This is a genomic window from Massilia sp. TWR1-2-2, from assembly GCF_049897565.1.
Taxonomy (GTDB): domain Bacteria; phylum Pseudomonadota; class Gammaproteobacteria; order Burkholderiales; family Burkholderiaceae_D; genus JAFCUW01.
Genome location: NZ_JAFCWM010000004.1, coordinates 155,252 through 168,594, shown reverse-complemented (window position 1 = coordinate 168,594; position 13,343 = coordinate 155,252). Strand labels below are relative to the sequence as shown.

Here is a 13,343-nt window from a genome sequence, read left to right as displayed (position 1 = left end):
GCACTTCCTCATACGGCACAATAAAAAGTTTCTCCATTGTACGTGCGGGCGGCGTTTGGTGGCGCTCAGTGTGGCGCCGGGTCGATCAGGGCGCCGCCAGCTGCGGGGCCTGATTTCTGACGTTGCCGACAGCGCGGTCGACCAACATCGTGCGCTCGCTCGAGACGCACGGCGCGATGGAGTACACCATCGTCGTCGCCGCATCGGCTTCCGAGTCGGCCGCGATGGCCGCGGTGCACGTGCCATGGTTGCTTGCTGCACTTCTCGCCGGTCCATTCGTACCAGCCGGCCGCGGGCACGATCGCCCTGCCTCGCTTGAGCAGCCCGCTCCAGTAGCGATTGCGGATGTTTTCCAGGCGCGCATTGATTGCCACCGGAATCTTGCCGGACGCTTCCGCCCACGACGAGCGATATCCCCAGCGCATGTCGTCGACGAACAGCGCATCGCCGTCGACGTGCAGCACCGGCCGGTAAGTGCCGGGCGAGACGTTGTAGCTGCTCTGCGCTTCGCCGCGGATGAAGATGTCGCCAGCCCACGCGAAGTCGGCAAGCAGGCGCGGGACATCGTTCTGGTCAAGTCTTTTGGAGTATTCATAACAGTTAGGTCGCGGGAATCCCATTCTTTTCAAAGCGTTACCGCTCCTGACGATTTTCAAATATTCTTCCGTGCTGCTGCCAACTTTAGCGCCCGATCGGGGGAACGAGCTCGGGACCCTCATTTTTGACGTTGCCCACCGCGCGGTCGACCATTTACCAATCAGCCAGTCGGGACACCGTATAGGCGTTCATCGAACACCTCCTTTTCTTCACCCGGCGCAGCACGAAAGCTGCTTCACGTCCTTGCTGAACGTCTGCGCCGCGAGCTTCAGTCCTTCGACCATCGTCAGGTAGGGAAATAACTGGTCAGCTAGTTCCTGTACCGTCATGCGGTTGCGGATGGCGAGCACAGCCGTCTGGATCAGCTCGCCCGCCTCCGGTGCCACCACCTGTACGCCAATGAGTCGTCCGCTAGATTCCTCAATGACGAGCTTGATAAAGCCGCGTGTGTCGAAGTTGGCAAGCGCACGCGGCACGTTGTCCAAGGTCAAGGTGCGGCTGTCGGTCTCGATCCCGTCGTGATGCGCTTCCGCCTCGCTGTAGCCCACGGTGGCGACCTGCGGGTCGGTGAATACCACCGCTGGCATCGCGGTCAAGTTAATCGCAGCTTCTCCGCCTGTCATGTTGATGGCCGCACGGGTGCCGGCGGCCGCCGCTACATAGACGAATTGCGGCTGGTCGGTGCAGTCACCGGCGGCATAGATATGTGGCGCACTGGTGCGCATGCCTTTGTCGATGACGATAGCCCCCGGCGCGTTGACGGCGACACCCGCCGCGTCCAGCGACAGGCCGCGTGTGTTGGGGGTCCGGCCGGTAGCGACCAGCAGCTTGTCGACGCGTATTTGACTGCGCGCCGTGGTCAGCACGAATTCGCCGTTCACATGGGCGACTTGGCTGGCTTGCGTGTGCTCCAGCACCGTGATCGCTTCGGCACGGAACGCCGCCGTGATTGCCTCGCCGATGGCCGGGTCTTCGCGGCAGAACAGCGTGCTGCGCGCCAGGATCGTGACTTGGCTGCCGAGCCGGGCGAAAGCTTGCGCCAGCTCCAGCGCCACTACAGACGATCCGATCACGGCCAGGCGTTCGGGAATGGTGTCGCTGACCAGCGCCTCGGTCGAAGTCCAGTAGGGAGTGTCTTTCAAGCCGGGAATCGGCGGCACGGCCGGGCTGGCACCCGTGGCGACGAGGCAGCGGTCGAATGTCTCCACGCGCTCGCCGCCATCGTTCAAACGGACGACAAGGCTCTGTGCGTCCTTGAAACGTGCTTCGCCATGCAGCACGGTGATGGCCGGATTGTCGTCCAGAATGCCCTCGTACTTGGCGTGACGCAGCTCATCGACACGCGCCTGCTGCTGGGCCAGCAGTTTGCTGCGGTCAATTGCAGGTGCGGTCGCCGCGATACAGGCGTCAAACGGGCTTTCACGGCGCAGATGGGCAATATGGGCAGCGCGGATCATGATTTTGGACGGTACGCAGCCAACATTGACGCAAGTGCCGCCGATGGTGCCGCGCTCGATCAACGTGACCTTTGCGCCTTGCTCGACGGACTTGAGCGCCGCCGCCATCGCGGCCCCACCGCTGCCGATTACGGCAATCTGCAACGGGCGTTCGCCATCGCTGCGCTTGACAGCAGCACCAATCCAGCCGCGCACCTTGTCGAGCAGTCCAGTGCGGTTGTCCGTCGATGGGGCATCGGCGAGCGTTGCCTTGTAGCCGAGGCCGGCCACAGCGGCGGTCAGCGCATCCGGCGAAGTGCCGGGCTCGGTGGCGAGCTGCGCGCTGCCCTTCGAGTAGGACACGACTGCCGACTGCACGCCCGGCACTTTCTCCAACGCGTCCTTGACGTGCACAGCGCACGAATCGCAAGTCATTCCAGTGATCTTTAAGGTGGTCATGAACTAATTCCCTTTGATTACTTCGGTGACAGCCAATGCCGTTATCCGCGTTTTGGTGGCAGTTCGCAGCCGTCCGGTCCACAGTGGGCCCTTACTGGCGAGATGAAATCCCAAATAGATACCCCGACCATGAAGGCCAGGCCGATATACAGCAGCCAACCGCTCCGCCAGCCGTAAGACCGCATCAAAAACACCGCTGCCAGCACCAGGACAGGCCCGATCACGCCGGGCGCTGTGCGTCGCCAGTGTCGATGGCTGCGCCAACCGAAGGTATTGATCAACAGCGCGATACCGGCGAACGTCGGCAACAAGATGCGAATAAACAGCCCTTCATACCGACTAACAAAGCCTAGGCCAATAGCTGCGCCGAAGCTGGCGATGGCGGGAAAGCAGGCAACGCAGCCCATGGCTGACACAATGCTGCCCAGGGTACTGGCCTTGTCGGTCACTCGGGTGATTAAGGACATCGTAGCGCCTCCTCGTGGCTCAACGCTTAACCGAGGACGGATAGCCCGCATCTTCAGTCGCCTTGGTCAGTGTCTGCATGCTGGTCTTGGCATCGTCGAAGGTGACGACGGCTTCGCGTTTTTCGTAACTCACCTCGGTCTTGCTCACGCCGTCGACCTTGGACAACGCTTTCTTGACCGTGATCGGGCAAGTGGCGCAGGTCATGCCCGGTACCGACAGCGTGACTATTTGGGTGGCGGCCAATACGGGGACAACGAAGGCGACGAGAGCCAGGGTAGCAAATAGTTTTTTCATGGTGCACTCCTGATTAGTAAAAAAATGGCATGACGTAGGGAAAACCAAGCGCGACCAATACCAGCAGGGCCACGATCCAGAACATGCGCTTGTAGATGGTGCGCACGTGTGGAATCGCGCACACCTCGCCCGGCTTGCAGGCTTCTGCCGGTCGGAAAATGCGCCGCCAGGCAAAGAACAGCGCAACCAACGCCGCGCCGATGAAGATCGGCCGATGCGGCTCCAATACCGTCAGGTTGCCGATCCACGCGCCGCTGAATCCCAAAGCGACCAGGACTAGCGGCCCAAGGCAACAGGTAGAGGCGAGGATGGCGGCCAGTCCGCCGGCGAAGAGCGCGCCGCGTCCGTTTTGTGGTTCAGACATGGGTTTGTCCTATCGAAAGTAGAAGGAATAGCGTAACCTTACTTCCGTAGTGATGTACGGAGTCAAATGATATGCAAACTATTTTGGAGAATCTAACCATCGGCGCTTTTGCCAAGGCCGCAGGGGTCAATGTAGAGACCATCCGGTTCTATCAACGTAAGCGATTGCTGCCCGAGCCGCACAAGCGCTATGGCAGCATTCGCCGCTACGGCGAGGCGGATGTGACGCGGGTACGGTTTGTGAAATCGGCCCAGCGGCTGGGATTTAGTTTGGACGAGATCGCAGAGCTGCTGCGGCTGGACGATGGCACCCACTGTGAGGAAGCAAGCAGCCTGGCAGAACACAAGCTGAAAACCGTGCGCGAGAAGATGGCCGACTTGGCACGTATGGAGTCGGTGCTGTCCGAGCTTGTGTGCGCCTGCCGTCTGCGCCAGGAAAATGTTTCTTGCCCGTTGATTGCGTCGCTACAAGGTGGCGCAAGCCCGGCGATGCCTTAGCGTGCTTTATTTTCCGTTTTCTGCGATGGCCCATGATTTGAAAAGGGAATGCGTTTGGATGTGCTCGTCGTGTCTCGCACCTTGGGACTATTTGCCGTAACAGCAATTGCAGAACTGTTGGGCTGCTATTTACCTTTGCTCTGGCTGACCGGAAAAGGCCGTCCGTGGCTTCTCGCACCCGCGGCGTTAAGCCTGGCAATTTTCGTGTGGCTGCTGACGTTGCACCCCGCCGCCAGCGGCCGCGTCTACGCTGCCTACGGCGCCGTGTATATCGCTACCGCTCTGGTCTGGTTGTACGTGGTCGACGGTGTCACGCCGCGCTGGAATGACTATGTGGGAGTGGGTCTGGCCCTGCTCGGCGCAGGCGTCATTGCACTCGGTCATCGTTCCGACTGATTTCCGCTCGGGCTAACCAACAAGCAGGCGAGGAGCCACTGTCCAAGGCACTTGTGTCGAACTCCTGGATCTACTTGAGGAGCGGTGCGGCTCCCGCGTTGTCGGCTCGAGAAAATGGATAGCTTGCAATCTTGGGATTTCCGGCCGACAAAGAGCGCCCCGCCATGTTCTTGAGCCACAGCGATAGCGGGATCATCGACGTCGACTGCGCGCTTCTCCTTAATCTCGCCGCGCAGGGCCGCGTGGTATGGCTCCGCCCAGCGCTCCATCCCACGCACCGCAAGTACGCCCGCTTCCGGAATCATCCACTCCGTCTTGCCCTCGTCTGTCTTGGTCGACCTCGATCGCGTCCACCAGTAGACCTCGCCGTCATCGTCCTCCGAGCTGTAACAGGCGGCTTGGTCCCACGCGAGATCATGGGCTTCGAGAAATCCGAAGTAGTCATAGATCGTTCTGCCGATCACCTCCCAGGACTTTTCTGAGCCGATCTGCCCACGCATCAGGTAATGGCGCAAGAAACCATTGGCTTCGGTGCAGCCACGCATTTCCTCCCAGAGCAAAATGGGAAACCCCGGCCTGGGGATGCGTGCGATCGTGAAGTCTTCAGCGGATCGAATCAGGTGCAACGGTCATTCCTTGCGCAGGAATTCCTGCCGAAGTAAGTATGCGGCTCGATCGCATCCATTCGGGAACGCCAGCGGCCGTCGACGCGCTGGGCCAGTGACCTGACGCGGCGGCGCTTCTATAAGAGATTGACGGCACGATACTAATTACCTAACAAAGCAGAAGCGCCATAACCAGTCGTCCACACATCGGCGCTCCTTTGGTAATTGCACAAAGCACACTAAACGGGACAAGCACGGATGGCTATCGGACGACGCCACTGGCCGCCGTAGGCTGACGCTGACGCTACTCGGTGAAAAAGCGGTAGCGCGACTCGGTGGCGTAGCGCTCGCCGAGGCGCAGGATGGTGTTCGGAAACGACGGCTGGTTCGGCGAATCGGGGAAATGCTGCGGCTCCAGGCACAAGCCGCTGCGGAAGGTGTATTGCCGCCCTTTCCCGCTGAGCGAACCGTCGAGGAAATTGCCGCTGTAGAACTGCATGCCCGGCTCGGCGGTCCACAACTCAAGCACCCGGCCCGATGCGCCATCGTACAGGCGCGCCGCCGGGCCCGATCCGCTCAGGACGAAGTTGTGGTCGTAACCGCCGGCGTAGCGCAGTTGCGGGTCGGCGTCGCCGATGCGCTCGCCAACTGCGCGCGGCGTGCGGAAATCGAAGGCCGTGCCGGCCACCGGGCGCACCTGCCCGGTGGGAATGAGTACCTCGTTGACCGGGGTGAACGCATCGGCGTGGAGCGTCAGTTGGTGGCCCACGATGTCGCCGTCGCCGGCCAGGTTGAAGTAGCTGTGCTGGGTCAGGTTGACGGGCGTGGCCTGGTCGGTCACCGCGTTCAGCCGCATGATCAGCTCGTTGTCGTCGGTAAGCTGGTAGCTGGCCGTCACGGCCAAGGTGCCGGGGTAGCCCTGCTCGCCGGCGGCGCAACGGCGGCGCAGCGTGAGGACCGCGCCGTCGATGTCGGCGTCCCACTTGACGTTGTGCAGGCCCGTGCGGCCGCCATGCAGATGGTTCGGCCCGTTGTTGACGTCGAGCTGATAGCCGACGCCATCGAGCCAGAAGCGCCCGCCCGCGATGCGGTTGGCGTAGCGGCCGATCAGCGCGCCGAAATACGGATGCTCGCGCTGGTAAGGCGCCAGGTGGTCGAAGCCGAGCACCACGTCGGCCAGCACGCCGTTGCGGTCACGCGCGTGCAGTTCGGTGATGATGCCGCCGAAATCGGTCACCCTGACCACCGTGCCGTCGGCATTGGTCAGCGTGAACAGCGAAACCGGGGAGCCGTCCGCCAGCCGGCCGAACGGTGTCTGCCTGATAGGGATAGTCATGCGAACATTTTATGCCATCGCGCGGCGACCGGCCTGTCTCGCTGCGCGTCCCGCACCGCTGCACTCTGCGCTGCGCCGGCCGTGCTTCAATCAGCATCACCATCAGCGCGCCATCGACCTTCTCAGCAGGCTGCAGCCGCTTGATGCGTGGCGTTGCCGACGGCCCGTTCTGCGTTGCGCCCGCGCGCCGGCATTGGCTGCAGCTAGATCTCCACCTGCGTACCGAGTTCGATCACCCGGTTCGTCGGCAGTTTGAAATAGTCGGCGGCGTCGCGCGCATTCCTTGCCATCGAGGCATACAGGCGTTCGCGCCACAACGCCATTCCGGCGCCAGGGGTGGCGATCACCGTTTGGCGCGCGATGAAATACGACGTTTCCATCGGCTCGAACAGCAGGCCGCGATCCCCGCACAACGCCAGTGCGGCCGGAATATCCCGGCTGTCGGTGAAACCGTACGCCACGTCGACCTGGAAACAGTCGTGACCGAGCGCGGTGATCTTTACTCTTTCGGACGCGGCAACCTTTGAATTATCCGTCGATAGCACCGTCAAGAAGATGACGCGTTCGTGCAGCACCTTGTTATGCAGCAGGTTGTGCAGCATTGCGTGCGGCACGCCGTCGCCGTCGGAGCGGAAAAATACCGCCGTGCCGGGAACCCTGTGCGGCGGCGCTGCGAATAGCCCGCTGAGGAAGTCGGACAGCGGGATCATGTGGGTTTTCAAATTCTCGTACACGAGTTCACGGCCATTGCGCCACGTCAGCATCATCATCACCATGACGAAGCTGATCAGCAGCGTGAACCAACCACCGCTGACGATCTTGAGACTGGTCGACGCGAACAGCGTGACGTCGAATATCAGGAAGAAACACGTCGCACCGATCGCAATAAAGCGGGAGTAGCGCCAACCGTAGCGCACGACAAAAAAGGTCAGCAGCGTGGTCGTCAGCATCGTCGCCGTGGCAGCAATACCGTAGGCGGCCGCCAGGTTGGTCGAGGAGCCGAAGACGACGACGGCAAAGACGACGGCTGCGAACTGGAGCCAGTTCACCAGCGGAATATAGATTTGTCCTTTTTCCTGGTGCGACGTATGCAAGATCTGCATACGCGGCAGGAAGCCCAGCGAGATCGCTTGCTGCGCCACCGAAAAAGCGCCGGAGATGGTGGCTTGCGAGGCGACGACCGCGGCGATCGTGGACAGGACAACGAGCGGGTAGATGCTCCAGGCGCCGAGCTGATTGAAGAAGGGATTCGACGCCGCCGCCGGGTTCGATAACAGCATGGCGCCCTGCCCGAGGTAGTTCAGCGCCAGCGCAGGAAACACCACCGAGAACCATGCAAGGCGCACCGGCTTGCGGCCGAAATGGCCCATGTCGGCGTACAAAGCTTCGGCGCCGGTGAGCGCAAGTACGACCGCGCCCAGGGCGACAAAGGCAAACCATCCGTTCGAACGAAGAAATTCGAATGCATACACAGGGTTCAGCGCTGCCAGAATCTCGGTGTTGGCGGCGATATTGACAATCCCCATCGCTGCCAGGGTCGTAAACCACACCAGCACGATCGGGCCAAACCACCTGCCGATGCCGCCGGTGCCGCGGTGCTGCACCCAGTACAAGGCGGTCAGCACCAGCAGCGTCGCCGGTATGACATACGGTTTGAACGCCGGCGTTGCCACTTCGATGCCTTCGATCGACGACAGCACCGTAATTGCCGGTGTAATGACGCCGTCGCCAAAGAATAGTCCCGCGCCTATCATCCCCATCAACATCACCGGGTAATAAAAACGCGAATGTTGGGTCACGGATCTGAGCGCCAGGGCGGTGAGCGCCATGATGCCGCCTTCCCCGCCGTTGTCCGCTTTTAGTACCAGCGTTACGTATTTGAGCGAGATGACGACGATGAGGCACCACAGGATCAACGATACGACCCCGATCACATTGGCCGGTGAAACGGCGATTCCATGCGCCGGAGCGAACACCTCCTTCATCGTGTAAAGCGGGCTGGTGCCGATGTCGCCATACACCACGCCGATTGCCCCCAGCGTCAGCGCCGCTACACCACTCCTGGTTGTTGTTTCGTTGCTCATTTTTTTCTTGGTACCTTTTATCGATAGATCCGCTGGCACCACCGTCACCCGAAGTGAAAGCCCGTGCACCGCCAAACTCGACCATTATCCGGACATTAGTAGATAGTGTGTAAACAATTGCGCCGCAGGCGGGACGGGCCGAGCGTGGCTAGTCGGGTGAAAAGCAATAGCGCGACCCGGTCGCGCAGGCATCGCGCGGACGCCGTAGCTGACGCCTGGCAGCGCACACTGAAAAAACGGCGCACCCGTCGGCCAGCCGGCCGAACGGGATTGACGTGATCGTTCATATGATTACATCACGTAAGAATGCTCCCATCGTAACCACCGCCAGCGGGAGCGGGCGGTGGCTTGCCTCGTTACTGCATCAGGACTCGGCTTTTGCAGGCGCCCGTGCAGCGTTCGCTTGCAGAATTTTCTCAGCGGCTTTTTTGCCGGCCAGGAAAGCGTGGTCCGAGTTGTAATACTCCCACTCGCTGTAGCGGCCCGACAGCATGATGTCATACTGCGCCAGCCAGGCCTTGCACGTCTCGACGTTGTGTGCGCGCGCGTGGTCGTACACCACGTAGGCGTACGGCATGTCGATCTCGTTGGCGGCGAGGATCTTGTCGTCCGGCAGGATCATGCCAACCTTGATGCAATCGGCGATGACGCGGAGGATCAGCTCGTCGTGGTCGCATGGCAGCGGCTTCCACGGCGAATACGAGATTTCGCAGGTGAATCCGAAGCCGCCGGGCGCGTTGCATTCTTTGCTGGCATTACCCTGCACGAAGATGCGGTGAAAGATTGAATCCTCCGGATAATAGATCCAGTGCTTGTCGGTGATATTCTCGCGGTCGATGCCGATGTTGACGTTGCGAATCGAGATATGCTTCAGGCCGCGCGTGGCTTCCTGGACATGGTCGGGCGCGGCATCGCCGATCAGCCTGATCAGTTCCGGCAGCGGCATCGTGCTGATCAGATCGTCATAACGGAAGCGGCGGCCGTCGGCCAGCGCGATCACGTGCTCGTGCGGCAGCAGCTGCACCACATCGGCATTGAGCTCGAGCTTGCCGCCGATGTGCGGCAGGAAGCCGTTCATCAGCGCCTGGAAGCCGCCCTTGATCGGATAGCCGAAACGCGCGTTCGGGCCCATCGGCTTGCCGACCGGCTCGAGCGCGCCTTCGATGATTTCTTCGAGGTCAGGCAGCGGCACGCGCCCGCCCAGCCACGACGTTTCCATTTCCGTCAGCGGCACCGTCCACAGCTTCTCGTTGTAAGGAATCGCGAAGTGCTTGGCAATGCCGGCGCCCCATACCTTGTAGATGAACTGTTCGAAGTTCTTCACTTCGCCCGGCTGCGATGCCGCACCGTTGGCGATATCGACGGTGCCGTCGGCGCAGCAGTCTTTCACCGCGGTCGGCTCGCACTTGGCGTCATTGGCGACGGCGCCCTTGTTCTCGTGGCCGAGCGTGCCGAAGCGCGCTTCCATGGCGCCGACGATGCATTCCTTGATAACTGCCGGCGGCAGGCCGTACAGCGCGCCCTGGAATGGATAGCGGGTAAACACGTGCTTGCTGTAGACCCACGCTTCGCGGTTCTGCCAGTGCATGTTGGTGCCGAGCAGCTTGTCGTACAGCTTGAGCACATACGGATCGTTGGAGAACATGATGTGGCCGGCGCAGTCGAACGTGAAGCCGTTGTCGACGACCGAACGGCACCAGCCGCCGACCGTCGGGTTGCGTTCGAGCAGCAGCGCGTCCGCGCCGAGGTGCATCGCGGCCGACAGGCCCGTCGGGCCGGCGCCGACGATCACGCACGACACCGTCTGCAGCGCCGCTTGCGAGCGCAGCGGATTGACCACCGCGCCGCCAGTTGCGATCGCTTCAGGCGATGCCGCCGGCGCCCGGCTTGCCTGGCTCGAGCGCGGCGTCGATTCGATCAGCGCGCGCATGCGCTCGGCCGTGTTCTGCCACGAAGTGTTGGCGACGATGGCGCGCATCTCGTCGATCATCCTGGCGCTCTGTTCCGGCGTCATCGCCAGCGCGGCGTCGCAGGCGGCGATGAACTTGTCGGCCGTGTCGGCGATGGCGACCACGTGGCCGTAAGGCACCACGACGTCGGTGATCGGCGTGCTGACGATCGGCAGTTCAGCGGCCATGTATTCGAGCACTTTGGTCGGGCTGATGAATTTGGTCGATTCGTTCAGCGCGAACGGCAGCAGGCACACATCCCAGCCGGCCAGGAACTGCGGCAGGTCGTCGTAGGAACGCTGGCCCAGGTAGTGGATGTTGGCGCGCTGCGGCAGCTGCGCCGGGTCGATCTTGACGACCGGGCCGACCATCACCAGCTGCCAGTGCGGCCGGGCATCGGCCAGCGCGCTCAGCAGGTCAATGTCGAAGCGCTCGTCGATGACGCCGAAAAAGCCCAGCCGCGGCCCGCCAACAGCGGCTTGCGCCGGATGGCTGATGGAGCGCTCGAGCGCCTTGCCGAAGTGGGCGGCGTCGACGCTGCTGGGGACGCAGTGCGCGTTGGCGTGGCGCTCGCGCTTCGCCTCGTACAGGCTGGGGCCGCCCGTAAACACCAGGTCGGCAATGCCGAGCAAGGCCGTCTCGCGCTGCAACAGCTGCTTCGGCGAATTCTTGAAGGCGGCCAGTTCGTCCATGCAGTCGTAGACCACCAGCGACGGGTGCAGGCCCTGTACCAGCGGCAGCGCCATCGGCGTGTACAGCCACACGACCGGATCTTCACCGTCGCTGGCCAGTTCGGCGAGCAATGGCTTGAGCAGCGGAATCTGGTCGTCGTGAAAACCGGGCGCCTGCGACGACGTCAATGGCTGGCACACCGTCACGTTCGGCGCGACGACCGTCTTGCGCAGGACGTTTTCGCCCTCGTGGAAGATCGGCTCTTCGACCATGATGATCTGGTAATACTCGGCAAGGCGCGTCAACAGTTGCTGCGGACGTTGAAACACGAAATCCCAGCGCAGGTGGCAAAACACAATAATCTTAGGCATACATTTTTCCTTTCGGGGCCCTGGCGGGGCGATGGTTAAACAAACATCACTGCTCGAGCCGGAGGTTGCGCGTGGCCGCGCTGATCTGTTCGAGTGGGATCTTGGGAGTCCGGTCGGCGCACAGCAGGCCATTGGCCTCCTGGAACGTGTCGGCGAACTGGGTGTAGCAAAAACCGCTGAACATGAAGGTCGTATTGACGACTTCGAGCAAGCTGCGGTACAGGTTGTAAAAACTTTCTTCGGAGTTCGCGCGCGAATAGCCCCAGGTGTGGCCGCCTGTGGCGCGCTTGTCGAATGCGATGCCGCCAAACTCGGTCAGCACGATCGGCTGGCCGCGGTGCGGAAAGCCGTCCAGGGTCAGGATCCGCCCGCCGGGGCGACGCTGGTCGAACAAGGTGCGCACCGGGTCGGTCACCTCGTAGCGGGCGCGCAGCTTGGCCGGGTCGCAGTCGTAGTCGTGGATGCCGAGGATGTCGGTGGCCGACGCTTCCCAGCCGTCGTTGCCGATCACCGGCCGCGTCGAGTCGAGCGTCTTGGTCAGGTGGTACAGCGCCTCGACGGCGTTGCGGCGGGACTGGATCGCCGTCAGGTTCGGCACGCCCCACGATTCGTTGAACGGCACCCAGACGATGACGCACGGGTGGCTGTAGTCGCGCTCGATCGCCTCGGTCCACTCGCGCACCAGCTGGGTGATCGCTTTCGGGCTCAAGCGGTAGGCCGACGGCATCTCTTCCCACACCAGCAAGCCGAGCTTGCCGGCCCAGTACGGGTAGCGCGGATCCTCGATTTTCTGGTGCTTGGGCACGCCGTTGAACCCCATCGCCTTGGCCAGCTCGACGTCGCGGCGCAGCGCGTCGTCGAACGGCGCCGTCATCAGAGTGTCGGGCCAGTAGCCCTGGTCGAGCACCAGGCGCAAGGGATACGGGCGGCCGTTGAGCATCAGGCGGTCGCGGTTGATGGTGAACTCGCGCAAGGCCGTATACGACGTGACCCGGTCGATCGCGCGGCCGTTGTGAAACAAGGTCAGCTCCGCGTCGAGCAGGGTCGGCCGCTCCGGGCTCCGCAGCAGCTCGTTGCGCGAGTCGTCGATGCCGGGGTCGGACAAGGCAATCTTGCGGATCGCTTGCTGGCCGACAATCTTGTACATGTCGCCGGCCATCACGGTGTTGCCGTGGCGAATCTTGACTCCGACCAACAGGTCGTCGTGCAGCATGCCGTCGAGCCGCACCTCGCAGCCAATTTCGACGCCTTCGAACGACGGCGTCCAGCGCGGCACCGAAATATAGGTGCTGGCAACGCGTTCGAGCCACACCGTCTGCCAGATGCCGGTGGTGCGCGGATACCAGATCGAATGTGGGTCGCGCAGCCAGTCCTGCTTGCCGCGCGGCTTGGCCAGGTCGTGCGGATCGTCGATCGCCTGCACCGTCACCAGCTGCGGGCCGTCGATGTTCAGCGCCTCGGTGATGTCGGCCGAAAACGGCGTGTGCCCGCCCATGTGCTCGACGACAAAGATGCCGTTGACCCACACGCGGGCGGAGTAGTCGACGGCGCCGAAATGCAGCATCACGCGGTCGTCGCCGCGCTCGATGTCGAATTCGCGGCGGTACCAGCAGCTCTGGTGGTAGCCGGTGTCGCCGATGCCGCTGGCCGACGCCTCCGGCGCGAACGGCACCAGGATGCGCCGGCTCCAGTCGATCGGGTCGGCCGCGCTGGAAAAGCGGCGCTCGTCGTCGAAGGCGAAGTCCCCGCTGCCGTTCAGCGATTGCCAGCTGTCGCGCACCAGTTGCGGGCGGGGATACATGAAGTCGCTCATTG

11 protein-coding genes and 1 pseudogene are annotated in these 13,343 nt (G+C 62.3%); 2 read left to right on the top strand and 10 right to left on the bottom strand.

The features are described from left to right. Positions 1–281: 281 nt before the first annotated feature. The 5 genes and pseudogenes from ACP7DD_RS05730 to merT form a co-directional block, all read right to left on the bottom strand. Positions 282–620: pseudogene (locus ACP7DD_RS05730) on the bottom strand (SOS response-associated peptidase family protein); the annotation flags it as partial. Positions 621–806: 186 nt separating this feature from the next. Continuing rightward, on the bottom strand, positions 807–2,492 hold the full coding sequence (gene merA / locus ACP7DD_RS05725; RefSeq protein ID WP_426173735.1) for a mercury(II) reductase: 1,686 nt from the start codon (positions 2,490–2,492) through the stop codon (positions 807–809). A 41-nt stretch (positions 2,493–2,533) separates the two neighbouring features. Further along, positions 2,534–2,959 carry an organomercurial transporter MerC gene (gene merC / locus ACP7DD_RS05720; protein WP_426173734.1) on the bottom strand — a complete coding sequence of 142 codons (426 nt, stop codon included), beginning with the start codon at positions 2,957–2,959 and terminating at the stop codon, positions 2,534–2,536. Positions 2,960–2,978: 19 nt separating this feature from the next. Continuing rightward, positions 2,979–3,254, bottom strand: coding sequence for a mercury resistance system periplasmic binding protein MerP (gene merP, locus ACP7DD_RS05715; protein ID WP_426173733.1), 276 nt, complete (start codon positions 3,252–3,254; stop codon positions 2,979–2,981). A gap of 13 nt (positions 3,255–3,267) precedes the next feature. After that, a complete protein-coding gene (merT, locus tag ACP7DD_RS05710; protein WP_426173732.1) occupies positions 3,268–3,618 on the bottom strand; it encodes a mercuric ion transporter MerT in 351 nt (116 codons plus the stop codon). Between the two features lie 71 nt (positions 3,619–3,689). Here merT and merR point away from each other — a divergent pair, with 71 nt between their 5' ends. Both merR and ACP7DD_RS05700 read left to right on the top strand, forming a co-directional pair. Next, positions 3,690–4,115, top strand: a complete 426-nt coding sequence (gene merR, locus ACP7DD_RS05705; RefSeq protein ID WP_426173731.1) for an Hg(II)-responsive transcriptional regulator — start codon at positions 3,690–3,692, stop codon at positions 4,113–4,115. 48 nt (positions 4,116–4,163) lie between these two features. Further along, on the top strand, positions 4,164–4,511 hold the full coding sequence (locus tag ACP7DD_RS05700; protein WP_426173729.1) for a YnfA family protein: 348 nt from the start codon (positions 4,164–4,166) through the stop codon (positions 4,509–4,511). Here ACP7DD_RS05700 and ACP7DD_RS05695 read toward each other — a convergent pair. The 5 genes from ACP7DD_RS05695 to ACP7DD_RS05675 form a co-directional block, all read right to left on the bottom strand. Beyond that, positions 4,496–5,137, bottom strand: coding sequence for a hypothetical protein (locus ACP7DD_RS05695; RefSeq protein ID WP_426173728.1), 642 nt, complete (start codon positions 5,135–5,137; stop codon positions 4,496–4,498). The two genes, ACP7DD_RS05700 and ACP7DD_RS05695, sit on opposite strands and share 16 nt — an antisense overlap. Positions 5,138–5,420: 283 nt before the next feature. Further along, complete coding sequence (locus ACP7DD_RS05690; RefSeq protein WP_426173727.1) at positions 5,421–6,452, bottom strand: aldose epimerase family protein; 1,032 nt, start codon at positions 6,450–6,452, stop codon at positions 5,421–5,423. A 203-nt stretch (positions 6,453–6,655) separates the two neighbouring features. Then, complete coding sequence (locus tag ACP7DD_RS05685) at positions 6,656–8,536, bottom strand: potassium transporter Kup (protein ID WP_426173822.1); 1,881 nt, start codon at positions 8,534–8,536, stop codon at positions 6,656–6,658. A 364-nt stretch (positions 8,537–8,900) separates the two neighbouring features. Next, positions 8,901–11,528, bottom strand: coding sequence for an NAD(P)-binding protein (locus ACP7DD_RS05680; protein ID WP_426173726.1), 2,628 nt, complete (start codon positions 11,526–11,528; stop codon positions 8,901–8,903). A gap of 46 nt (positions 11,529–11,574) precedes the next feature. Next, positions 11,575–13,341 carry a glycoside hydrolase family 2 protein gene (locus ACP7DD_RS05675; RefSeq protein ID WP_426173725.1) on the bottom strand — a complete coding sequence of 589 codons (1,767 nt, stop codon included), beginning with the start codon at positions 13,339–13,341 and terminating at the stop codon, positions 11,575–11,577. Positions 13,342–13,343 lie beyond the last annotated feature (2 nt).

What these genes read in the sequence shown, in the direction of transcription:
- merA (WP_426173735.1), bottom strand. Translation starts at nt 2,492, where the DNA reads ATGACCACCTTAAAGATCACTGGAATGACTTGCGATTCGTGCGCTGTG.
- merC (WP_426173734.1), bottom strand. Translation starts at nt 2,959, where the DNA reads ATGTCCTTAATCACCCGAGTGACCGACAAGGCCAGTACCCTGGGCAGC.
- merP (WP_426173733.1), bottom strand. Translation starts at nt 3,254, where the DNA reads ATGAAAAAACTATTTGCTACCCTGGCTCTCGTCGCCTTCGTTGTCCCC.
- merT (WP_426173732.1), bottom strand. Translation starts at nt 3,618, where the DNA reads ATGTCTGAACCACAAAACGGACGCGGCGCGCTCTTCGCCGGCGGACTG.
- merR (WP_426173731.1), top strand. Translation starts at nt 3,690, where the DNA reads ATGCAAACTATTTTGGAGAATCTAACCATCGGCGCTTTTGCCAAGGCC.
- ACP7DD_RS05700 (WP_426173729.1), top strand. Translation starts at nt 4,164, where the DNA reads ATGCGTTTGGATGTGCTCGTCGTGTCTCGCACCTTGGGACTATTTGCC.
- ACP7DD_RS05690 (WP_426173727.1), bottom strand. Translation starts at nt 6,452, where the DNA reads ATGACTATCCCTATCAGGCAGACACCGTTCGGCCGGCTGGCGGACGGC.
- ACP7DD_RS05685 (WP_426173822.1), bottom strand. Translation starts at nt 8,536, where the DNA reads ATGAGCAACGAAACAACAACCAGGAGTGGTGTAGCGGCGCTGACGCTG.
- ACP7DD_RS05680 (WP_426173726.1), bottom strand. Translation starts at nt 11,528, where the DNA reads ATGCCTAAGATTATTGTGTTTTGCCACCTGCGCTGGGATTTCGTGTTT.
- ACP7DD_RS05675 (WP_426173725.1), bottom strand. Translation starts at nt 13,341, where the DNA reads ATGAGCGACTTCATGTATCCCCGCCCGCAACTGGTGCGCGACAGCTGG.